This is a genomic window from Empedobacter falsenii (genome assembly GCF_013488205.1).
Lineage (GTDB): Bacteria > Bacteroidota > Bacteroidia > Flavobacteriales > Weeksellaceae > Empedobacter > Empedobacter falsenii_C.
This window is the reverse complement of the sequence record NZ_CP040908.1, coordinates 2,860,290-2,881,929: the sequence shown is the minus strand read 5'-3', so window position 1 is coordinate 2,881,929 and position 21,640 is coordinate 2,860,290. Positions and strand designations below refer to the sequence as shown.

At 32.0% G+C, this 21,640-nt stretch carries 22 protein-coding genes and 1 other RNA gene; 8 read left to right on the top strand and 15 right to left on the bottom strand.

All coding sequences use genetic code 11. The features are described from left to right. The first annotated feature begins 22 nt into the window (after positions 1 to 22). On the top strand, positions 23 to 559 hold the full coding sequence (gene hpt / locus FH779_RS17590; protein WP_038333090.1) for a hypoxanthine phosphoribosyltransferase: 537 nt from the start codon (positions 23 to 25) through the stop codon (positions 557 to 559). A 6-nt stretch (positions 560 to 565) separates the two neighbouring features. After that, entirely contained in the window at positions 566 to 1,144 is a 579-nt protein-coding gene (locus tag FH779_RS17585) for an adenylate kinase (RefSeq protein WP_244957965.1), read from the top strand. Positions 1,145 to 1,208: 64 nt separating this feature from the next. Here FH779_RS17585 and FH779_RS13510 read toward each other — a convergent pair whose 3' ends face one another. Genes FH779_RS13510 through FH779_RS13500 form a run of 3 tightly spaced genes read right to left on the bottom strand, consistent with a single transcriptional unit; the run spans position 1,209 to position 3,328 of the window. Next, positions 1,209 to 1,637, bottom strand: coding sequence for a hypothetical protein (locus FH779_RS13510; RefSeq protein WP_180905082.1), 429 nt, complete (start codon positions 1,635 to 1,637; stop codon positions 1,209 to 1,211). Between the two features lie 8 nt (positions 1,638 to 1,645). Next, on the bottom strand, positions 1,646 to 2,677 hold the full coding sequence (locus FH779_RS13505) for a quinone-dependent dihydroorotate dehydrogenase (RefSeq protein WP_180905081.1): 1,032 nt from the start codon (positions 2,675 to 2,677) through the stop codon (positions 1,646 to 1,648). 45 nt (positions 2,678 to 2,722) lie between these two features. Continuing rightward, positions 2,723 to 3,328 carry a hypothetical protein gene (locus FH779_RS13500; protein WP_180905080.1) on the bottom strand — a complete coding sequence of 202 codons (606 nt, stop codon included), beginning with the start codon at positions 3,326 to 3,328 and terminating at the stop codon, positions 2,723 to 2,725. 398 nt (positions 3,329 to 3,726) lie between these two features. Between FH779_RS13500 and obgE the strand changes: the two genes are divergently transcribed. Both obgE and FH779_RS13490 read left to right on the top strand, forming a co-directional pair. After that, positions 3,727 to 4,713, top strand: coding sequence for a GTPase ObgE (obgE, locus tag FH779_RS13495; protein WP_038333097.1), 987 nt, complete (start codon positions 3,727 to 3,729; stop codon positions 4,711 to 4,713). A 23-nt stretch (positions 4,714 to 4,736) separates the two neighbouring features. Beyond that, positions 4,737 to 5,057 carry a YbaB/EbfC family nucleoid-associated protein gene (locus FH779_RS13490; protein WP_038333099.1) on the top strand — a complete coding sequence of 107 codons (321 nt, stop codon included), beginning with the start codon at positions 4,737 to 4,739 and terminating at the stop codon, positions 5,055 to 5,057. Between the two features lie 77 nt (positions 5,058 to 5,134). Here FH779_RS13490 and FH779_RS13485 read toward each other — a convergent pair whose 3' ends face one another. Beyond that, complete coding sequence (locus FH779_RS13485; protein ID WP_180905079.1) at positions 5,135 to 7,393, bottom strand: zinc-dependent metalloprotease; 2,259 nt, start codon at positions 7,391 to 7,393, stop codon at positions 5,135 to 5,137. 51 nt (positions 7,394 to 7,444) lie between these two features. Here FH779_RS13485 and FH779_RS13480 point away from each other — a divergent pair, with 51 nt between their 5' ends. Continuing rightward, the gene (locus FH779_RS13480; protein ID WP_180905078.1) at positions 7,445 to 7,894 is read left to right on the top strand and encodes a hypothetical protein; all 450 of its coding nucleotides are present in this window, start codon (positions 7,445 to 7,447) and stop codon (positions 7,892 to 7,894) included. On the opposite strand, the gene FH779_RS13475 is transcribed toward FH779_RS13480, so the two are convergent. The 3 genes from FH779_RS13475 to FH779_RS13465 form a co-directional block, all read right to left on the bottom strand. Next, positions 7,858 to 8,631 (bottom strand): rhomboid family intramembrane serine protease, encoded by a 774-nt coding sequence (locus FH779_RS13475; protein ID WP_244957964.1) that lies wholly within the window; start codon positions 8,629 to 8,631, stop codon positions 7,858 to 7,860. The genes FH779_RS13480 and FH779_RS13475 overlap by 37 nt on opposite strands. Positions 8,632 to 8,698: 67 nt before the next feature. Then, positions 8,699 to 9,685: an ATP-grasp domain-containing protein gene (locus tag FH779_RS13470; RefSeq protein WP_180905076.1), complete on the bottom strand. Its 987-nt coding sequence runs from the start codon at positions 9,683 to 9,685 to the stop codon at positions 8,699 to 8,701. After that, positions 9,682 to 10,179, bottom strand: coding sequence for a hypothetical protein (locus tag FH779_RS13465; RefSeq protein WP_125350525.1), 498 nt, complete (start codon positions 10,177 to 10,179; stop codon positions 9,682 to 9,684). The genes FH779_RS13470 and FH779_RS13465 overlap by 4 nt, the downstream gene beginning before the upstream one ends. Before the next feature lie 50 nt (positions 10,180 to 10,229). Here FH779_RS13465 and FH779_RS13460 point away from each other — a divergent pair, with 50 nt between their 5' ends. The 3 genes from FH779_RS13460 to rnpB all read left to right on the top strand — a co-directional run bounded on the left by FH779_RS13460 (position 10,230) and on the right by rnpB (position 13,918). Further along, positions 10,230 to 10,880 carry an NRDE family protein gene (locus tag FH779_RS13460; RefSeq protein ID WP_115001619.1) on the top strand — a complete coding sequence of 217 codons (651 nt, stop codon included), beginning with the start codon at positions 10,230 to 10,232 and terminating at the stop codon, positions 10,878 to 10,880. 119 nt (positions 10,881 to 10,999) lie between these two features. Then, positions 11,000 to 13,525, top strand: a complete 2,526-nt coding sequence (locus tag FH779_RS13455; RefSeq protein WP_125350523.1) for an ATP-dependent Clp protease ATP-binding subunit — start codon at positions 11,000 to 11,002, stop codon at positions 13,523 to 13,525. An 83-nt stretch (positions 13,526 to 13,608) separates the two neighbouring features. Beyond that, an RNA gene (rnpB, locus tag FH779_RS13450) (RNase P RNA component class A) lies at positions 13,609 to 13,918 on the top strand. Here the strand turns inward: rnpB and FH779_RS13445 are convergent. The 8 genes from FH779_RS13445 to FH779_RS13410 all read right to left on the bottom strand — a co-directional run bounded on the left by FH779_RS13445 (position 13,918) and on the right by FH779_RS13410 (position 21,621). Further along, the gene (locus FH779_RS13445) at positions 13,918 to 14,691 is read right to left on the bottom strand and encodes a LuxR C-terminal-related transcriptional regulator (protein WP_180905075.1); all 774 of its coding nucleotides are present in this window, start codon (positions 14,689 to 14,691) and stop codon (positions 13,918 to 13,920) included. The genes rnpB and FH779_RS13445 overlap by 1 nt on opposite strands. A 185-nt stretch (positions 14,692 to 14,876) precedes the next feature. Beyond that, complete coding sequence (locus FH779_RS13440; RefSeq protein ID WP_180906861.1) at positions 14,877 to 15,818, bottom strand: transketolase family protein; 942 nt, start codon at positions 15,816 to 15,818, stop codon at positions 14,877 to 14,879. Continuing rightward, positions 15,818 to 16,522 carry a hypothetical protein gene (locus tag FH779_RS13435; protein ID WP_180905074.1) on the bottom strand — a complete coding sequence of 235 codons (705 nt, stop codon included), beginning with the start codon at positions 16,520 to 16,522 and terminating at the stop codon, positions 15,818 to 15,820. Before FH779_RS13435 ends, FH779_RS13440 begins: the two co-directional genes overlap by 1 nt. Before the next feature lie 22 nt (positions 16,523 to 16,544). After that, on the bottom strand, positions 16,545 to 18,011 hold the full coding sequence (locus FH779_RS13430) for a hypothetical protein (protein WP_180905073.1): 1,467 nt from the start codon (positions 18,009 to 18,011) through the stop codon (positions 16,545 to 16,547). A 24-nt stretch (positions 18,012 to 18,035) separates the two neighbouring features. After that, positions 18,036 to 18,881 carry a transketolase gene (locus FH779_RS13425; protein WP_115001610.1) on the bottom strand — a complete coding sequence of 282 codons (846 nt, stop codon included), beginning with the start codon at positions 18,879 to 18,881 and terminating at the stop codon, positions 18,036 to 18,038. Between the two features lie 145 nt (positions 18,882 to 19,026). Beyond that, on the bottom strand, positions 19,027 to 19,272 hold the full coding sequence (locus tag FH779_RS13420) for a hypothetical protein (RefSeq protein WP_115001608.1): 246 nt from the start codon (positions 19,270 to 19,272) through the stop codon (positions 19,027 to 19,029). 2 nt (positions 19,273 to 19,274) lie between these two features. Further along, a complete protein-coding gene (gene proC / locus FH779_RS13415) occupies positions 19,275 to 20,057 on the bottom strand; it encodes a pyrroline-5-carboxylate reductase (RefSeq protein ID WP_115001606.1) in 783 nt (260 codons plus the stop codon). Between the two features lie 25 nt (positions 20,058 to 20,082). Next, on the bottom strand, positions 20,083 to 21,621 hold the full coding sequence (locus FH779_RS13410; RefSeq protein ID WP_180905072.1) for a sodium:solute symporter: 1,539 nt from the start codon (positions 21,619 to 21,621) through the stop codon (positions 20,083 to 20,085). Positions 21,622 to 21,640: the final 19 nt, after the last annotated feature.

Below are 21,640 nucleotides of genomic sequence, written 5' to 3'. Positions count from 1 at the left end.
ATATATTTGAATATCTCAAACAATGAAAGAAATAGAAATTCACGGTAAAAAATTTATTCCGTACATCGCTTTTGAAGAAATAGAACACGCCATCAAAAATATGGCAAACGAAGTTTACGAAGAATACAAAGACGAAAGACCGATTTTTGTTGGTGTATTAAACGGAGTTGTAATGTTCTTCAGCGATTTCTTAAAACAATATCAAGGAGAATGTGAGATTTCGTTCTTGAAATTAAAATCTTACGAAGGAACAGAATCAACAGGGAAAATTACTATTGAGATGGATATTCCGATGAATGTTGAAGGACGTCACGTAATTATTTTAGAAGATATTGTAGATACAGGTAATACGTTAGTAGAGTTGCACCGAATCTTGAAAGAGAAAAAGGTAAAATCATTAAAAGTAGCAACTTTATTATTTAAGCCAGACGCTTACAAAAAAGATTTAAAAGTAGATTTAGTAGGAATCTCTATTCCTGATAAATTTGTAGTAGGTTATGGGTTAGATTTTGACGGATTAGGAAGAAATTTACCAGATATTTATCAAATAAAACATTAAAACAAAATGCTAAACATTGTATTGTTCGGACCTCCTGGCAGTGGTAAAGGAACACAAGCTAAATTTTTAGAAGAAAAGTACCAAACTCCTCAAATTTCTACTGGAGACTTATTTCGTTTCAACCTTAAAAATGAAACAGAATTAGGCTCTCTTGTGAAATCTTACATGGACAAGGGACAATTAGTTCCAGATGAGGTAACAACAAATATGTTGGTTGATCATTTAGATAACAATCCAAATGCGCAAGGATACATTTTTGATGGATATCCACGTACAACATCTCAGGCAGAAGCTTTAGATAAAATCTTAGCAGATAAATACGAGAGCGAAGTTTCGATTACATTAGCATTAGTTGTGGATGACGAAATTTTGGTTCAACGTTTATTAGAGCGCGGAAAAACTTCTGGTCGTGCTGATGATGTGGACGAAAAAATTATCCGTGATCGTATTACAGAGTATTACGAAAAAACTGCAATTGTAGCAGAACACTACAAAGCGCAAGGAAAATGGGTTGAGATTGATGGAGTAGGTTCTATTGAAGATATTACCGAAAAATTGAACGCAGCAATTAAAGAAGTTTTATAAGAACAACTTTTACATTATATAGGAAAAGGATTCTCAATTGAGAATCCTTTTTTATTATCAAGCTTCATCTATTTTCATCTTTTAGGAAATTCTTTAAGTTTTCAGGAATTTTTTCCCAGATATGATTAGGAATACCAAGTTCAAATTTTTCAAATAGTTTCTCTTTATTGTTCCAAATTGTTATATCATCCCAATATGTAATAAAAAATGTAGATTCATCTGAATATTCAGAACCATTTACATAATCCATCCAACCTTCTGCAATTAAATTGTTAGAATTATCATAGACATAAATTTCAGAATAATTTTCCAAAGAACTATTAAGATAGTCACTTAGATGACCTTCAATACAGCTATTTGACCAATCAAATTTTAAATTATCAGATTTCACACCGTAATATTTTAAGTCATCAATTAATTGTTCTTCAACTAATTTTCTTAGTTCAATACTCATGGGAGACGATAATCCTAAATTTAAATAATTTGGAGTCATAAACGTTTCTATTTTCCTTCAACCAAGCCTTTACAAATGTTTTTTACAACAGCAGGACCTTCATAAATAAAACCTGTATAAACTTGTAACAAACTTGCACCAGCTTCCAGTTTTTCTTTCGCGTCCTCGGCTGTATGAATTCCACCAACTCCGATAATTGGAAATGCTTTGTTCGATTTTTCAGAAAGATAACGAATTACTTCTGTTGAGCGATTTTTAAGTGGTTTTCCCGAAACTCCACCAGTTTCTTTTACAATTTCTGGATCAGATTTTAATCCTTCTCTCGAAATAGTTGTATTTGTCGCAATCACTCCAGCAATTTTAGATTCTAATACAATATCTATAATATCATCTAATTGCGAATCTGTCAAATCTGGTGCGATTTTAAGTAAAATAGGTTTCGATTTTTCGTTTTGATTATTGTATTGTTGCAAATAATTCAGAATGTACAATAAAGGTTCTTTTTCTTGCAAATCACGTAATCCAGGCGTGTTTGGAGAACTAACATTGACTACAAAATAATCTACATAATCAAACAATGCATTGAAACATTTGATATAATCATCAACAGCATCTTCGTTTGGCGTTAATTTATTTTTACCAATATTTCCGCCAATAATATAGTTTTCACGATTTTTTAATTCTCTAATTTTCGAAACAGCAAAATCAACACCTTTGTTATTAAATCCCATTCGGTTGATAATTGCTTCATCTTCTACCAAACGAAACATACGCGGCGCATCATTCCCAGGTTGAGGTTTTGGGGTAACGGTCCCAATTTCGATAAAGCCAAATCCGAAGTGGTTCAATTCTTCAATATATTCAGCATTTTTATCAAAACCAGCAGCCAAACCAATTGGATTTTTGAATTTAATTCCAAAAACTTCTCGTTCTAAACTTGGATGATTGTATTGATAAAATTTATCTAATAATTTTCCAACTCCAGGAAATGCAGCATAATTTTTTAGATTTCGCGTAACGAAATGATGTGCATCTTCGGGCTGTAATTGAAATAAAATGTTTTTGAATTGTTTGTACATGTTGCAAAATTAATCAATCCTATTCATTATAAAAATATGTTTTGATTACTTATTTTTTGCGATTGATTGTATTGTACCAATTGGCGAAATTTCTACAGTTTTTTGACCTTTTACAACATAAAAATAGTAGAGACTATTGGTATTGATAAGATAAATTTCTTTTTTCTCACCAGAATTGAAAGTTAAGGTCTGTCCATATTTTTCGAATTTTAAATCTCCATTTTTTATTCGTTTTGACAGAAAATTACCACCACCAATTCCAAATCCTAAAAAGAAACAAATTAATAATGCAAAGAAATAATTGATTAGAGTTTTATCAATTATCTTTTCGAATTCTGTATGTGTTAATACTTTACTTTCATCAATTTTGAAATATTTTTTTAAAAATTTCTTAATAAATTTTTTCTCTGGATGTTTCAATGAATATTGTTTGAAACCATAAAGTAGAAAAATGAGAAGAATAAAAAAGATTAGTAAGAAAGGATGTGCGGTGATTTCGGCTATTGGACTAATTAAAATATCCATAATGCTCGAAAATTTCAGAATATTAATATCCAATTGATAGTAAAAAATAGATTCTTTAATAATCCCCATGATGACTAAATAAATATAACCAAAAGGAAGTAAACGTTGTAAATGTTCGTTATTCATAAATCTCCAATCTATTTTTTGCGTAGTTTTATCTCTTTATTAATCACAGAAAGTTTGGCGATTAGAGGCATTAATGAAACAGAAGTTCCACATCCAATAGCTATGAAGGCATAATTACTGGTTTTTATTGCGGTGTAGATAAAGAATATAAACGCAAGAAACATAAAAGATCCAAATATAATTACAATATTTTTTGTTTGTTTTTGAGTTATTAGAAGTTCTTCATCAGTATATTCGGACAGATTTTTGTTAGTATTCATATTAGTGTGTTAATTAATTGAATAAATATAAATAAAAATCTGAGTCATTATAAATTATTCATTCAAAATAGATAAAGCAAGATTTTAATAAACAAATTAGAAATCGTACTTTTGCAGACTAATTAAAAGAAAAAAATTATGCAATCAAATTTTGTTGACTACGTAAAAATAAATTGTAGAGCCGGACATGGAGGTGCGGGTTCAGCAAGTTTGCATCGCGAAAAATATATTGACAAAGGTGGACCAGATGGTGGAGATGGTGGACGTGGAGGAAACATTACGCTTCTTGGAAACTCAAATCTTTGGACCTTGTTAGAATTTCGATTCAAAAGACATTTCCGTGCGCAAAACGGTGGACGTGGAGGTAAATCTCGTTCTACTGGAGCTGACGGAGAAGATATTATTTTGGAAGTTCCGATCGGAACAATTGCCAAAGATGAAGAAGGAAATATTATTGGCGAAGTAACAGAAAATGGGCAAGAATTAATTATTGCACAAGGAGGAAAAGGAGGTTTAGGAAACTGGCATTTCCGTTCTGCAACGCGTCAAACGCCTCGTTATGCACAACCAGGTTTGGATGGTGACGAGCGTCAAGTTACATTGGAGCTGAAAATTTTGGCAGATGTTGGTCTAGTTGGTTTTCCAAATGCAGGAAAATCTACTTTATTATCAGCTGTTTCTGCGGCGAAACCAAAAATTGCAGATTACGCTTTTACAACGTTAACGCCTAACTTGGGAATTGTAGAATACCGTAATCATCAGTCATTTATTATGGCAGATATTCCTGGAATTATAGAAGGTGCGGCAGAAGGAAAAGGTCTTGGACATCGTTTCTTGCGTCATATTGAGCGTAATTCGAACTTATTATTTTTAATTCCTGCGGATACAGAAGATTATAAAAAAGAATATGAAATTCTATTGAATGAATTGAAAAAATTCAATCCTGAATTGTTAGATAAAGAACGAATTTTAGCAATTTCTAAGTCAGATATGTTAGATGATGAATTGGAGGCTGAGATTAAAGCGCAATTACCAACTGATATTGATACGATATTTATTTCGTCTGTTTCTGGAAAAGGAATCACAGAATTGAAAGATTTATTGTGGAAAAAACTACACGAATAACTAATTATTAAAGATAAAGACAAATGTTTGGAAATTTTGGAGACATCATGGGAATGATGGGAAAAATCAATTCATTTAAAGATAAATTTTCTGATTTGAAAAATGAATTAGATGGAGAAATTTTTACAACGACTTCTAACGATGGAAAAGTAAAAATTACAATGTCTAAATTGGCAACTGTAAAAGATATTGAACTTGCCGAAGGAATGGAAAAAGAAGAAATTGAAGATTTGTTAGTAATGACGTTAAACAAAGCGTTGGAACAAGTAAAAACAGAAGCAATTGACAGAGCGAAAAAAACTGCTCAAGAAAACTTACCAAACATTCCTGGAATGCCTTTCTAAGAAGAATTTGAAAAAAAATAAAACCCCTGAAAATTAATTTTCAGGGGTTTTTGTTTGATATCTAATTAAAAATAGAATTATTTAATAATCAATTTTGATGTTGATTGACCTTCATTAGATGAAACTTTTATGATATAAACTCCTGATGGTAAATTTGTATCGATTTGTTTCTTTAAATTTCCAGAAGCATTTTCAGAAACTGAATAAACTACTCTTCCATTAACATCAACAATCTCAATATTTACTTTTCCAGAAGCTTTTTGTTCAATTGTGAATTGCCCATTAGATGGATTAGGATAAATAGTAGATTTAGTTGTGTTTAAATCTTTAGTAGCTAATACTCCTGTCGAGAATTTTTTTACAGCTAAATAAACATTATCAACAGCTTCAATCATGATATAACCTTCTGTAACATCTTTAGCGTTACTAGGCATTTGGAAATTAGCTGTTCCTGTATTATCAACAATTCCTAATTCTTCAAATGTTTTTCCTGCATCCCATGAAATTGAGACTTTAACTTTTGTAGTTTCGATAGGAGCTTCGTTAGTTTTGGCAACATCCCATGTTACATCAAAATTAGAAGCATTAATTGGTAATTTGCTATTTGTTGTGTCTGGAGTAAGAACAACAAAAGGACCAACTCCAGCGGTAGCCATTACTTTTACACTTCCGTTTTGAGTTTGGGGACCTTGTACGTTATAATCTCTCGCAGTAACAGTAAAATCATATGTTCTTGCAACAGAAGTTAGAGATTCCCAAACTACATTTCCTGTTCCCGTGTGTAATAATTTACCTGCTAAAATAGAAGTGAAGTTAGGGAAATATCTGTATGTTTCTTTAACAGGAGAAAAAGATCTAAAGTTAGGACCTGATGTTTTTGTTTCCTTCACTCTACTATTTGCATTTGCCGTAGCACTTGTTCCAGAGTTATTTTGTTCCCAAGTTGTTAAAACAGCATCATTTTCAGCATCAGTAATTTTGGCATCTAATTTAAATGCAGTTCCTACAGGAATTCTGTATAAAGCTTTTTCTAATTGTATGCTTGGAGGAGTGTTTAGAATTGGTTTTTCTACACCACAACCTTTAGTTTTTAAGTTGTTCTGAACTTGAGCTATACTTCTGTATGTGAAATAATCATCAGAATTTGATTGAACATTATAAGATGTAATACCTGCATATCCCATGATCGTCGAGCCACTTCCAGGTTCAACATTAACTCCTGTACCTTCATAAATGTGAGAATAAGTATGATTAGCTCCCATTTGATGTCCAATTTCATGAGCAACATAATCGATATCAAATTTATCTCCAGAAGGAATTTTGTTAGCAGGAGAAGTCATACCACTCCCTTTTCCATCAGGAAATGCTGTATCACATACACATCCAATACACCCTGCATTTCCTCCTCCTCCTTGAGAGCCAAAGAAGTGTCCAATATCATATTTATCTTCACCAAGATTATTTGTTAAATATGTTTGTAATTCAACTTGCCATGTAGATAAATAATAAGGGGCTGAACCATATGTAGGGTGATCTGCCATACCTTGTGCAGGAGCTGAATATGGATCAGTACTTGCATCTGTAAATATTAAATCATCAATATTATCAATGAATTGGAAATTAACTGACATATCTTTTTCAAATACTCCATTTACACGTGTCATGGTATTTGTCATAGCTGCCAAAGCTTTTTCTTTTGTACCACCAAAATAAGCCGAATATTCTCCAGGAACAGAAAGTGCTAATCGATATGTTTTAAAAACTTGATTATTGGCTTTGTTCTGTAAGTTCGAAGAATCTTCATTATTAGCTTGATGTTTTGAAATTAGTTCATTTGTTGAACAAACAAAATTACTTACAGCTTTACTAGAACTATGAACTTCGTAATATGTTGAACCTTCAACATCATAAGATTCAATAAAGTCTGATTTTCCTTCATTTCTAAATATAGAAGAACTCAATCCTAGAGGAGTTACACTAAATCTTAAATAAACAGATGGATCATCTAAACTTTTTCCAACGTATGAGCGAATATTAGGATATTTCTCTTGTAATTTTGGAGATAAGATTGAAGCTTCCCATATCATATATTTTTGAATGCTACCATCAGATGTGGGCATGTCAACAATCACTCCTGATTGATTACTAGTATTTGATGGGGCTAATGTTAATTTGTTTTTTAAAGTATTGATATCCATTGAATATACTTTTGAATTTTGATATTCAGTAGTAATATTTTTACTTTTTAAAAAATAACTAGGTACCTCTTTCCAGTTTTGTGCATTAGCATAACCGAATAAGGAGAAAACTGATAGAGTGAATAAAAGTTTTTTCATTAAATATTGTTAATTATATTTGTTAATTAATGATAAAACTAATAAAATTTTATGAGAATAGCTTTTTATCTTACAATATTTTTAGGAATTATTACTTTAACAGCATGTCAAAAAAATAATTATTCTAACCAAAATAAACAAGAAAATATATTATCTGTAGAAAGAATAGAATCGTCAAGAAAAATGCATTATAACCTAATTGTAGATAAACATGCTGTTGCATTAATTAAAAATGAGAACGATACAATAAGGATCAAAAATACTACAAAAGAATGGGAGAATTTAACAAAACTTATGAATCAAATCTTGTTAGAAAAATTAGATAATATCAAATCTCCAAGTCAAGCTTTTATGCATGATGGTGCTCCAAATGTAGTTTTGAAATTTCAAACAAAAGATTCGACTTATTATTCAAATCCATACGATAAAGGTAATCCAGCAAAAGAATTAAAGAAAATAGATGATTATTTGATAGAATTATCGACTTCTTTATCTAAATAAAATTTGTCTTCCTCATCTAACGATTCCAAATATTCAGCTTTCAAACGTTCTTGTTCTTGGTAAATATCCCATAAACGCTCAGCTTTCGGGTCATAATAATTTTCTTGATCCCATTTCGGAATTTCTTTTTGCGGACCAATATTTCTGAACAGATAAGCGAAAAATGCACCCGAGATAAATCCACTCAAATGTCCTTCCCAAGAAATAGAATTGCTACTTGTATCTGTTTTTAACTGCGGTAAAATTTCTTGAGGAACCATTCCCCAAATCATTCCGCCGTATAATAAAATAATGATTAGTGAAATCGCCATCAAACCACGTTCTTTTCTAATGATACCACTAAAAAATATGAATGAAGCCAGTAAGTAAACGATAGAACTTGCTCCAATATGACAACTTACATTATCATCTAAAAAAGGTGGATTTCCAATGATCCAAAGAATAATTCCTGATAAAATCCAACCAAAGAATATCACGTAATAAGCCAATCTATCGTACATCAAAAGTGCGATAAAGCTAAGAAAAGCTAACGGAAAAGTATTGCTGATGATGTGTTTCCAACCTGAGTGAAATAAAGGCGAGAACAGAATTCCTTTCAATCCAACGAAAGTTCTCGGAATAACGCCGTAACAACTATCTAAATTGTATCCGTTTTGTTGAAACAAAAAGATAATCCACATTGGGATAAGTAGTAGCAAAGGAATTATAATAGTTTTCTTTGGAAAAGGATAACTCATAAAATTGGTTTCGAAAACATCTTTCAATCTTTATTCCTTTCCAGAAATTCTGCCAATTTTGGTCAAATTAAGCTTTTCTACGCTTCAATAATTCTTTTGCGAGCAATTTCCAATCGGTCCATTTTACACCAAGTTGATGATTTTGGATAGCAATTTTATGTTGATAATTCAAATGCTTAATCACTTCTTTATAAGCTTTTATCAAATTAAAATTCGGATCGTAAATATGAGTCGCTTCAGAATTTGCACCATTAATTTCGAGTATGACAAAATTTCCGTTCTGAAAATCCTCTAAGCTTTTTGCTTTCAAATCGATTCGTCCATAATAAAAACCATCAATTTTTTTTGCAATTTGATCTATAGTTTCTTCTAATTTAGATGTCTTTAGAGAGGATCCGTCTAAAAAAGTTGTACCTCGACTATGATTTCCAATTGGTTCAACCAATAATTTTTCATCTTTTTGCAGAACTGAATTTAGTTCGTTTTGAAAACGTTTAAACAAATACTCTTTTCGATAAAAAGCTCTTAAATTTTGTTCGATTAATTCTTTCAATGTTGATTTTCCATCACCTGTAAACGTCAAAAAATCTTTAGCTGTTATAGAAAGTATTTTACCATTTTTTTCTTTTGGTAATCGAACATAGAAAACACCAAATTCAAAGTTTGATTGAATATATTCTTGTAAAATTAAATCGCGATTATTTTGTTCTAAATAATTTTTCCAATCAATTTTATTTCTGATTAATTCAACACCAATTCCACGTTCACCAAGATTTGGTTTCGCAATAAAAGGAAAATCAAACGGAATTTCTTGCGTTGTAAATTCTTCAAAAAAAATGGTTTTTGGCTTATAATTTTTATCAATTTGATTGAGTAAATCAATTTTAGAATAATCAATAAATCCGCCCCATTTCATTGTAGGATTTGCCGAGCAAAAGTAAGCTGGAGCGCCTGTTTGAAAGATTTTATAAATGTACCAAGGTGTCAATGGCGCATAAAATAACCAGAATGGCCAAAATTCGTATCGTGTCCATTTTGTTATTTTCGGATTCATTTTTCTTGATTTTGAAAAGCAATTGTAGAAGATGCAATTCCAAAATTTTGTGGAATTTTAATCGTTGAAAAATGAGTTTCGATCGCAATTTTAATCAACGCAAAATGATGAATGCTATGATCAAAACAATACATTAATTCGCGATAATTTGTGGTATTAATTGTGAAATTCTCTCCGTAATAATTCTGTTTTAGCTGAATTGTTTTTTCTAAATCTAAACGTTCTATTTGTGATTTTAGATGATTCAGCGTATTCAAACTTTCAACAACCGAATTTTCTAAAGCACGATTTCGCTCTCTATCATCATAACAAATACAATTGTTTTTTTGCGCTTGTAAAAAGCACGAATAAAACTCGATAATATGACGAAAATGTTGACCAACAGAAGCACCAGAAATGATTTCTAATTCCTTTTGAAAAGACAGATCGTCAAATTGCAAAAGAATCGATTTCATTTCATCAAAGGAATGCGCTATAGTTTTCTGAATACTCATAATTCTTTGCAAAGATAAATTTTTACATTTGAACTAAATTGAAAAATGAGATGTGTATAATCAGTTTTTACAGAAATGAGGATGAATTTGTGTTGACGCACAACCGAGATGAGGAAATAAATCGTTCTTCTTCTAAAGAGATTGTGGAGCAAAAGCGTTTTGATAAAACTTATTTTTCGCCTGTAGATGAGCGCGCAAATGGAACTTGGATTTTTTATTCGGAACAATATGTTGCGTGTATTTTGAATGGAGGAATCGAAAAACCAATGCATTTCAAAGAAAAATACAGAGAAAGTAGAGGAATTATTTTATTAGATTTATTGAAATATAATTCTGTAAATGAGTTTATTAATTCGGAAAATTTGTCAGGAATCGCACCTTTTACAATTTTTGTTTTTGAAAGACTAACTAAAAATGCTTACCTTTTGTTTTGGAATGAAAATAAACTGAGCGTAAAAGATATTTCGCAAGAAAAAATTGTGACATGGTGTTCGTCGACATTGTACAGTCCTGAAAGAAGAAATGAAATTGATGAAATTTTTAATCAAAATAATGATTTAAAATCCGAAGAAATTTTAGAACTTCACGATGATTTGAAAATGAAAAAAGGTGATTTGTACGATTTTTTAGCAACGACATCTATCTCTCAAATTATTATGAATTCTTTAAGAATTGATATGAAATATTGTCAGCTATTTTGAAATTAATAGACAATAATTCGTTATTTTAAGGAATCATCAAATCATTTCGGACATAGGCATAATTTATGCTATAGTCTATCAGAATAATTATATTTGTTAAAGACAGCTTAAATAATAAAATGAACGATAATTTCTCACAACAAGTAAAAGACGTTATTTCTTATAGTAAGGAAGAAGCGTTGAGATTAGGCCACGACCAAATAGGAACGGAACACCTTCTGTTGGGGATTATTCGCGACGGTGAAGGGAAAGCCATTTCTGTCTTAGAAGCATTGAATGTCGATTTAGACGAAATGCGTCAAAAAATAGAAAACCTAAACCCAGCAAAAGAAACTCCAGGTAATAATATAAAAAATTTGAGTTTGACAAAACAAGCTGAAAGAGCGTTGAAAACAACATTCTTAGAAGCAAAATTGTTTAAAAGTCCGACTGTAAATACAATTCACTTATTATTGTGTATTCTTCGTAATGAAAACGATCCGATTACAAAATTGATGAATAAGTTGGATATTGATTACAATACAGTAAAGGAGGAATTCAAATTTCAATTTCAAGATGAGGAAATTCAATCTCCTCGTGCAGAAAATCCATCTTTTGATGGAGGTGATTCTGATAACGATTTTGAGCGTGCATCTACAAGTAAACCTACTTCGAAAAGTAAAACACCAGTTTTAGATAATTTCGGACGAGATTTGACAGCGATTGCGCAAGAAGGAAAATTAGATCCTGTAGTTGGACGCGAAAAAGAAATAGAACGTGTTTCGCAAATTCTTTCTCGTCGTAAAAAGAACAATCCATTGTTAATTGGAGAGCCAGGTGTTGGTAAATCTGCAATTGCAGAAGGTTTAGCGTTAAGAATTGTACAACGTAAAGTTTCGCGCGTATTGTTCAACAAACGTGTGGTAACATTAGATTTAGCATCATTAGTTGCTGGAACTAAATATCGTGGACAATTTGAAGAGCGTATGAAAGCAATCATGAATGAATTAGAGAAAAATGATGATATTATTCTTTTCATTGATGAGTTACATACAATTGTTGGAGCAGGAGGAGCTACGGGTTCTTTAGACGCTTCTAACATGTTCAAACCTGCTTTGGCGCGTGGTGAATTACAATGTATTGGAGCAACAACGTTGGACGAATATCGTCAATATATTGAAAAAGATGGTGCATTAGTTCGTCGTTTTCAAAATGTGATGGTTGAACCAACAACTCCAGAAGAAACATTACAGATTTTACATAATATCAAAGATAAGTATGAAGCGCATCATAATGTAAATTATACAGATGAAGCGTTGCAAGCTTGTGTAAATTTGACAACACGTTATATTACAGATCGTTTCTTGCCAGATAAAGCGATTGATGCTTTAGATGAAGCGGGTTCTCGCGTGCATATCAAGAATATAAAAGTTCCTCAAGAAATTTTAGATCTTGAAGCAAAATTAGAAGAAGTTCGCGAAGAGAAAACGAAAGTTGTAAAATCTCAAAAATACGAAGAAGCTGCTCGTTTACGTGATTCAGAGAAACAAATAGAAAGTGATTTGAAACGTGAGCAAGCAAAATGGGTACAAGAATCGAAAGAGAATCGTGAAACAGTTACAGAAGAAAATGTAGCGGAAGTTGTTTCGTTGATGTCTGGCGTTCCTGTACATCGTGTAGCTGAAAAAGAATTGAAAAAATTGGCTCAGATGAATGAGTTAATGAAAGGAAAAGTAATTGGTCAAGATGAAGCGGTAACGAAAGTTGTGAAAGCAATTCAACGTAATCGTGCAGGTTTGAAAGATCCAAATAAACCAATTGGTTCATTCATTTTCTTAGGAACTACGGGTGTTGGTAAAACACAATTAGCGAAAGTTTTGGCGAAAGAAATCTTTGATTCTAACGATGCATTAATTCGTATCGATATGTCAGAATACATGGAGAAATTTGCCGTTTCTCGCTTAGTTGGAGCACCTCCGGGCTACGTTGGTTACGAAGAAGGTGGACAATTGACTGAAGCAGTTCGTCGTAAACCATATGCGGTAATTTTGTTAGATGAGATTGAGAAAGCGCATCCAGATGTATTCAATATTTTATTACAAATTTTGGATGATGGTCATGTAACTGATAGTTTAGGTCGTAAAGTTGATTTCCGTAATACGATTATCATTTTAACGTCTAACATTGGTACAAGACAATTGAAAGAGTTTGGAGATGGTGTCGGATTTGGAACTTCATCTAAGAAAGATTCTGCCGATGAACGCGCAAAATCAACAATTGAAACAGCTTTAAAACGTGCTTTCGCGCCAGAATTTTTGAATCGTATTGATGATATTATCTTCTTTAATTCATTAACAAAAGAAGATATCATGAAAATTATCGATATTGAATTGGCAAGTTTAATAGAGCGTTTAACAGCTTTAAATTATCATATTGAATTAACAGAGGAAGCGAAGAATTTTATCGCAGACAAAGGATTTGATAAAGATTATGGAGCTCGTCCGTTGAAACGTGCTATTCAGAAATACATCGAAGATCCAATGGCAGAAGAAATCATCAACGCTGTAATTAGTGAAGGAGATGAATTAATCCTTGACTTAAATGAAGCAAAAGATGGCGTTAAAATTTCTGTAAAAGGAAAAACGAAAGAAGAAAAATCAGAATAATTTCTAAGTTTCTATAATAGAAAGGCTTGAACAAAAATGTTCAAGCCTTTTTTATTTCGGTAACTTTTGCCGTACATTTGCGCTCAGCAAGCCACTTTGTCGCTTCATGTATGTGAAGAGGAAAGTCCGGGCTCCAAAGAGTAAGCATAGCGGGTAACGCCCGTCCGTCGAGAGGCGAGGACAAGTGCAACAGAAAGTATGTACAGTTCGGCTGTAGTGAAACCAGGTAAACTCTATGCGGAGCAATGCCATGTATACCAGCAGTTAAGAGCTACTCGTTCGTTGCTGGGGGGTAGGCAGATTGATATTTTAGGTAACTAAAATACTAGATAAATGACAAAGCATCTTGATTTATTAAGGTGACAGAACCCGGCTTATCGGCTTGCTTTTTTCTATTTTTTGAAGTAAAGACTAAATAATTCTGATGTATTAGAACAATCGTTTTTCTTCAAAATATTTCTTCGATGTGTATCAATAGTATGTTTACTTAAGCCAATTGCATCAGCAATATCCTGACTTGTGTAACCTTTGATCAGAAATTCTATAATCTCCGTTTCTTTTTTTGTAAGTTGTAAAGATGAATTTGTTTTTGAATTAAGAAGATTATTCAATCCATCTTTGATGTTGTAAATATGCATGGTCGGTTTCCCTCCAACCTTTATTTGTGTGATGTCAGTCGCTAAGCAAAAAACTCGATTTGGTAAAAAATTCTTACTTAATTCGTAAAAGAAATGTTGCAAATGAATTTGATGAATTTCACCTTTTTTATCTATCACACGAAAATCATAGGTGAATTTATAATTGATTCTTTCTTCTGGAACAATTTCCATACTGAAATTTGAAATTCGTTGCTGAATATCAATTACATGTTGCAAATCATCTGGATGTACGATTTCTACGCATAATTCAGCAGTGTATTCGTTAGGTAGATAACCCAAAATATCCTCGCATTGAGGAGATACATATTCGAAAGTTGCAGAATTAGGACTGATAAAATACATGAAAGATTCACCAAGAGCAAGACTTCCTAAAGTTTGTAAATAATCATTAATCGATTGAAAACTCTCATCTTTTTCGTTAAAGGTTCTACTATCTGTATTTTCACTCCACAATTTTTTTACAATACTTGCATATTCAGTTATAGATTTTTGATTTGCTTTTTTCATATGCTTACAAGTAAAAGATTAATAAAATACCATTAAATGAGTATTTTTTGAATTAGCAATATAAACTAATTTTGCAAAATATCTATAGGATTAAAGCAGTTTTGCTTTTTTCAACCAACCTATTTATATTTAACCTATAAAAAAAGGAGCTAAATTTTTAGCTCCTTTTTAATATTATAATGGAATTAAAGTAAAGATTTTACTTTCTCGATTACAGCAGTAGAATCGATTCCATATTTTTTCATTAAATCTGAAGGTGTTCCAGATTCACCAAATTTATCATTAACCGCAACAAAAGCTTGTTTTGTTGGTAATTTTTGTGCTAAAACTCTTGCAACAGATTCTCCTAAACCACCTAAAATATTGTGTTCTTCAGCTGTTACAATTTTTCCTGTTTTCTTTACAGAGTTTAAGATAATTTCTTCATCCAATGGTTTGATAGTATGAATATTGATTACCTCACAAGAAATTCCTTCTTTTTCTAACTCAGCAGCAGCAACTAAAGATTCCCAAACTAAATGACCTGTCGCAACAATTGTTACATCAGAACCTTCGTTCATTAAGATACCTTTACCAATTTCAAATTTTTGGTCAGCTGGCGTGAAAACTGGAACAGCAGGACGTCCGAAACGTAAGTAAACAGGACCTTCGTATTCAGCTGCAGCAATTGTAGCCGCTTTAGTTTGATTGTAATCACAAGGATTGATAACCACCATTCCTGGTAACATTTTCATCAAACCAATATCTTCTAATGTTTGGTGAGTTGCACCATCTTCTCCTAATGTTAAACCAGCGTGCGATGCAGCGATTTTTACATTTTTGTTAGAGTAAGCGATAGATTGACGAATTTGATCGTACACACGAGCTGTAGAAAATTCAGCGAAAGTTCCTGTGAAAGGAATTTTACCTCCAATTGTCAAACCTGCAGCAATTCCCATCATGTTTGCTTCAGCAATACCAATTTGGAAAAAACGCTCTGGGTTTTCTTTGATAAATTGATCCATTTTCAATGAACCAATCAAGTCAGCACACAATGCAACAACGTTAGGATTTGTTCTTCCTAACTCTGTCAATCCATCTCCGAATCCACTACGTGTATCTTTTTTTTCTGTGTATGTTAAGTCTATCATTGTTTTTGTTTTTTGTATTCGTTTTTGTATTTTTCTACTTCTGTTTTTTCATCAAATTGATAAATAAAATCATTTGGCGAAACATTAATTTCTTCTTCCTCTTCGGCGCTCTTTTTTATCCAATTTTCTAAGATTTCAACATTTTCTAACACAATATTATGTCCAACTCGATAAATCAAGCCTTTCAAATTTAGTTCAGAATTGATAAACGGAACGGTGTTGATGTTAGAATTTGTATCGATGCAAATTTCTGTACCATTGTCGTTGTCATTATCTTTTCTGAAAATGTTATACACTTCACATTGTTTATTTAGAATCGTTTCTTTTTGACCAGTTCTATTCGCAACATAACTATTTCCGATTGCGGAATTTGTTAAACTTGGATTATTAGTCGCTAAAAAAGAATTTCCTAATAAATCTTTTGTGCCTTCGAAATCAATTTTAAAAACCTTCGGATTTTCTTCTTCGCTGTAAACAGAATACATATTGTCGTTTACTTTTAATGAAGCGAAGTTTCCCATCGGTGTTCGCGTAATCATCAAATGTGCTTTGTAATCTTTGGTTGATAAAATGTCCAAAAAATCTGAATAGAAATCACTTTTGATACGATATTGAATAACGTTTTCGAATTTATACGATTGCATTTGAGCGAAAGTTAAACATGTAAAAAGCGTTAATATAAAACTGATTGATTTTTTCATTATCGAATTGATTTGATAAGTATTAATCCAAAGAATTCAAGAAAGTAGTTAACTTATCTTTGTCTTCTTTTTTCAGTTTATCATATTTGTTATTGATTTCTAAAACACTTTTTCTTATTGCATCAATTGTTCCCGAAAGAGCAACACTTCCGCTTTGATAAATGTACATATCGCACACTTGTCCTGCGTAATTGTAAACCAAATTTCCTAAATCTTTATCTGTAAAAGTCGGAATTTTAGCTTTCAAATTTTTGCAATGTTCTGGTGCAACTTTCATGAAATCTTGAATGTCTGGATTGTCGATTGCCAAATCGATTTTGCTAATATCTGTCGTTTTGTAAGCAGATGTATAAGGATCATAATATTCGGCTAAACTAACTTCTGTTGCAGCAACAGCAGAATCTACTGCTACAGCCGCTTCATCATAATCTGTTGAAACTTCTGTTAATTTAAACTTTTTAGCATCATCGAAATACGTTTTGAAAAGGTTATTTAATTCTTTTACTTCGCTTTTGTTTGCTAATTTATTCTTTTTGAATTGTTTTACCAATTGATTTGTAGAACCTTGCGCAGTTGCCAAAGCTTTAGAACGCTCTATATCAGGATTTCCATCATAATCACTATCATTATAAATCAAGCTATAATTTAATGAAGCAACAGTTCCAAAAAGACTATTTACGTTATCACTTTCTGATGTTTGATAATTGTAATAATTAATAATAGGATCCTCGTAACGATTGTCTGGTGAATAAGCTACTGCTTCGGCTGCATAAGCCGTATCTACAGACGACATCATGTTATCGTATTCTTGTTTCTTTTTTGCCAATTCGTTAGTAAAACTTTCGATTTCTTTTTTCTCATCAAAAGTTACTTTTACGTTAGAATTTGCAATATTTTGAATTGTTAATCCATTAAAATCTCCTGCGTCATATCGTATCAAAAGACCTTTCAGTTTTGTTTGAGGAAACATAATCGCAACGTTATTAATTGCATTTTTTTCATCAACACATAATGTAGAAGATTTTGTTTCGAAATCTGTTTTAGATGTTAATTCGTATTCATTACACTTGTATCCATTGATCGTTGTAGATGAATTTAGATTTTTAACTGAAATAAATTTCTCGAACAAATTATCCGAATAAGGTTTTAAACTATCATCCGACATGCCTTCATAATAATAAGGTGCTTTTATCGATAATTGATTTTCTAATGAATTGGCATAGACTTCGAAAAACTTGCTGTTGTTGATAAAGAAAGCATCTTTACTGAAGCTTCCTGAAGTGTAAGGACCTCCTTCCGAAGTTCCTAAAACAGCGTCTTTAGAAATATAGGTTACAAAAGATAAATCTTTTTGACCATCCAAATAAGTTTGATATTCTTCTGGTAAATTGATTTTGTACGATACTTTTTTGTCAAAAGAATATGTTTTTTCCTGCCCAAAGGCTGTCAAAGAACAAAGCGTAAGTATAGAATAAAATAACGTTTTCATAGTATTGTGGTTGTATTCAAATTATTAATAATCTGTCAATTCAGTTTCAGGATTTTGCTCTAATGCAAATGCTAATTGCTCATCGTTAGGCGCTTTTCCGTGCCAAGAGTGGCTTCCCATCATATAATCAACTCCATTACCCATTTCTGTGTGTAATAAAATTGAAACTGGTTTTCCGTTTCCTGTTAATGTTTTAGCTTCTTCTAAAATAGCAATTACTTTTTCTAAGTCATTTCCATTTTTTTCTTCTAAAACAATCCATCCAAAAGCTTCTAATTTAGCTTTCAAATCTCCTAAAGGTAAAACGTGGTCTGTGTCACCATCAATTTGACGACCATTGTAGTCAATCGTTGCAATTACATTATCTACTTTTTTACCAGCAGCATACATAAAAGCTTCCCAAACTTGACCTTCTTGTAATTCACCATCACCGTGTAATGTGTAAACTAATTTATCGTCGTTGTTTAATTTTTTTGCTTGCGCAGCACCTAAAGCAACAGATAAGCCTTGTCCTAAAGAACCAGAAGCGATACGAATTCCAGGTAAACCTTCGTGTGTTGTTGGGTGACCTTGTAAACGAGAATCTAATTTTCTGAATGTAGCTAATTCGCTTACTGGGAAAAATCCTGAACGAGCTAATGTGCTGTAGAAAACTGGTGAAATGTGACCGTTTGATAAGAAGAATAAATCTTCTCCTTTTCCGTCCATAGAGAAGTCTGTAGAGTAAGTCATGATTTTACCGTATAATGCAGCAAAATATTCTGCACAACCTAATGATCCACCTGGGTGTCCACTATTTACGGCATGTACCATTCTCAAAATATCTCTCCTTGTTTGTTGTACTTGTGTTTGAAGTTCTTGAAGTGTCATTGTTTGTTTATAAAAATTTGAACAAAAATAATCCTTTTTTGTAGGGCAAAAAAATCGTAGAACATAAATCACTACAATTGGGGAGGAGATTTTATGCGATTTTTAAAACAATAAAAAAGACGAAGCTAAACTTCGTCTTTTTTATTTATTCTTCTTCCGAATGCCATTCGCCACGGTGAGGGATCAAAGCGTCACGAACTTGTATCATTTCAGATTCTACCACCACCAAATAAGCAACTGCATATTCTGGTTCAACCTCTACAAATTCAGAAAATGTACTTTGTAACTTTTCTTTTTCTGCGTATTGTTTCAGGTGAACTGCATGATGTTTTGCAGTTGGTATAGCATCGGGACCATAAAAATCCCAGATTAATTTTAATTTCTTTTCCATAATTATATTTTATCAAAAGAAGTTTTAATTCCTTTTATTAAAGCAGAACTAAATCCTTGATGTTCCATTTCATTTAATCCAGCAATCGTACAACCTTTTGGTGTCGTCACTTTATCAATTTCTTGTTCTGGATGCAAACCGTTTTCTATTAATAATTCAGCAGCTCCTTTTACAGTTTGTGTCACAATTTTTGTAGCAGTTTGTGTGTCAAATCCAATTTCGATTCCACCTTGAATCATTGCTCTTATAAATCGTAAAACATAAGCAATTCCGCAAGCGCCAATTACAGTCGCTGCATTCATCAACTCCTCATTTATAACAACTGTTTCGCCAATTGGATTGAAAATCGTTTTGATTTCATTTAAAATGTTTTCATCTTTCGAATTTCCACAAATACATGTAATCGATTCTTCCACAGAAGCAGCTGTATTAGGCATTGCACGAAAAATTGACATACCTTGTGATAAAATATTTTGATACGTTTGCAATGAAATTCCTGTTGCAACTGAAATTAATATTTTATTGGTCGTAAAATCGTCTTTTAATTGCGTCAAAACTTCTTCCACTTTGTACGGTTTTACACACAACAGAATATAATCAGCTTCTTTTACAGCAAAATGATTATCATTTGTAATCGTTACACCAAGCTTTTTAAGATGTTCAATTTGATTCAAATTATTTCTTGTAGCGATAATTTGATTTGGATCGAATGCTTTATTCTTAATTAAACCCTCTGTTATAGAAATTCCTAAATTTCCTGCTCCAATAATGGCGATTTTTTTCATAGTTGTAGAGTGTTAATTGTTCTGATTATGAATGAATAATTGTTTCTTTTTGACGATTAGAACTTACCAACCATAGACCGATAAAAGTTAATAAACCATTCAGAATGATTAATTCAACACCAATTTTGTAATCGGTAAAATTGATCACTAATTCGTTGATGATATAGGTAAAAATAGGCGCTAAAATCGCAACTGTAATAATTGAATATTTTTTGTAAATGTTACGTTTCGTTAAAATTCCGAAAGCAAATAATCCTAATAACGGTCCGTATGTATAACCTGCAATTTCCATCACAAGATAAACAATAGATTTGTTGTTAATCGCTTTGAAAACCATAATCAAGATAAAGAAAACTACCGTGAAAATCAAGTGAACACGAATACGAATCTTTTTCTTTTCTTTTTCTGATTTTTCTTTGTTTTCGTTGATGTTTAATAAATCGACACAATATGAACTTGTAACCGCTGTTAAAGCACCATCGGCAGAAGGAAATAAAGCAGAAATTAATCCGATGATAAAAATTACAGAAATAATCATTGGGAAATGATGTCCTAAAAGCGAAAGTGCAGGAAACATATCATCACCCATAATATTTTGTCCGCCTTGTTCCATAAAGAAACCATCAGTAGTATAAAAACCACCTTCGCTCATTGCGTATAAATAAAGCAATCCGCCCAAAAATAGGAACGCTAAATTCACAATCAATAATGTTCCAGCGAACGTCAACATATTCTTTTTTGAGTTTTGAAGATTATCAACCGAAATATTTTTTTGCATCATTTCTTGGTCAAGACCAGTCATAGCAATTGTGATAAACATTCCGCCCAAAATAGTTTTTAAGAAATACGTTTTCGAATTTGGATCAAAGTTAATGAAATGCGTATAATTTTTGGCTTGCATCATATCGTAAGCTTCACCAACAGATAAATTAAGATGCGAAAGGATAAACCAAATACAAGCAATCAAACTAATGATCATAAACGATGTTTGCAAGGTATCTGTTACGACAATTGTTTTTACTCCACCTTCAAACGTGTACAATAATATCATCAATAATAAGACAAATGTTGTAGCCCAAAATGGTACGCCTAAATTGTCTAATAAAAATATTTGTAACACATTTACAACTAAATATAAACGTGCTGTTGCGCCAATTCCACGGGAAATAATAAAGAAAACCGATCCCATTTTATGTGCTTCAACATTGAAACGTTTTCCTAAATACGTGTAAATCGAGGTCAGATTCATACGGTAATAGAGCGGAAGTAATACACCCGCGACAATAAAATAACCAAGAAAAAATCCGATCACCATCATATAGTATTCGAATCCTCCATAAATATATTCAGAACCAGTTAATTTTCCGACCGTTCCTGGAACTGATATAAAGGTAACGCCACTAAGACTTGTCCCAATCATTCCGAAAGCCACCAACCACCATTTACTTTTTTTGTTTCCGTTAAAAAAAGATTGATTGTCAGAATTTCGACTGGTGAAGTAAGAGATCACTAAAAGTCCTACAAAGTATACGATAACACAAAGTAGTAAAATTGTTGAGTTCATAATTTATTTAGTAAATAAG

Bases quoted from the DNA above. Each gene is read 5' to 3' on its own strand.
- hpt (WP_038333090.1), top strand. From the start codon at position 23: ATGAAAGAAATAGAAATTCACGGTAAAAAATTTATTCCGTACATCGCT.
- FH779_RS17585 (WP_244957965.1), top strand. From the start codon at position 566: ATGCTAAACATTGTATTGTTCGGACCTCCTGGCAGTGGTAAAGGAACA.
- FH779_RS13510 (WP_180905082.1), bottom strand. From the start codon at position 1,637: ATGACTCCAAATTATTTAAATTTAGGATTATCGTCTCCCATGAGTATT.
- FH779_RS13505 (WP_180905081.1), bottom strand. From the start codon at position 2,677: ATGTACAAACAATTCAAAAACATTTTATTTCAATTACAGCCCGAAGAT.
- FH779_RS13500 (WP_180905080.1), bottom strand. From the start codon at position 3,328: ATGAATAACGAACATTTACAACGTTTACTTCCTTTTGGTTATATTTAT.
- obgE (WP_038333097.1), top strand. From the start codon at position 3,727: ATGCAATCAAATTTTGTTGACTACGTAAAAATAAATTGTAGAGCCGGA.
- FH779_RS13490 (WP_038333099.1), top strand. From the start codon at position 4,737: ATGTTTGGAAATTTTGGAGACATCATGGGAATGATGGGAAAAATCAAT.
- FH779_RS13485 (WP_180905079.1), bottom strand. From the start codon at position 7,393: ATGAAAAAACTTTTATTCACTCTATCAGTTTTCTCCTTATTCGGTTAT.
- FH779_RS13480 (WP_180905078.1), top strand. From the start codon at position 7,445: ATGAGAATAGCTTTTTATCTTACAATATTTTTAGGAATTATTACTTTA.
- FH779_RS13475 (WP_244957964.1), bottom strand. From the start codon at position 8,631: ATGAGTTATCCTTTTCCAAAGAAAACTATTATAATTCCTTTGCTACTA.
- FH779_RS13470 (WP_180905076.1), bottom strand. From the start codon at position 9,685: ATGAATCCGAAAATAACAAAATGGACACGATACGAATTTTGGCCATTC.
- FH779_RS13465 (WP_125350525.1), bottom strand. From the start codon at position 10,179: ATGAGTATTCAGAAAACTATAGCGCATTCCTTTGATGAAATGAAATCG.
- FH779_RS13460 (WP_115001619.1), top strand. From the start codon at position 10,230: ATGTGTATAATCAGTTTTTACAGAAATGAGGATGAATTTGTGTTGACG.
- FH779_RS13455 (WP_125350523.1), top strand. From the start codon at position 11,000: ATGAACGATAATTTCTCACAACAAGTAAAAGACGTTATTTCTTATAGT.
- FH779_RS13445 (WP_180905075.1), bottom strand. From the start codon at position 14,691: ATGAAAAAAGCAAATCAAAAATCTATAACTGAATATGCAAGTATTGTA.
- FH779_RS13435 (WP_180905074.1), bottom strand. From the start codon at position 16,522: ATGAAAAAATCAATCAGTTTTATATTAACGCTTTTTACATGTTTAACT.
- FH779_RS13430 (WP_180905073.1), bottom strand. From the start codon at position 18,011: ATGAAAACGTTATTTTATTCTATACTTACGCTTTGTTCTTTGACAGCC.
- FH779_RS13425 (WP_115001610.1), bottom strand. From the start codon at position 18,881: ATGACACTTCAAGAACTTCAAACACAAGTACAACAAACAAGGAGAGAT.
- FH779_RS13420 (WP_115001608.1), bottom strand. From the start codon at position 19,272: ATGGAAAAGAAATTAAAATTAATCTGGGATTTTTATGGTCCCGATGCT.
- proC (WP_115001606.1), bottom strand. From the start codon at position 20,057: ATGAAAAAAATCGCCATTATTGGAGCAGGAAATTTAGGAATTTCTATA.
- FH779_RS13410 (WP_180905072.1), bottom strand. From the start codon at position 21,621: ATGAACTCAACAATTTTACTACTTTGTGTTATCGTATACTTTGTAGGA.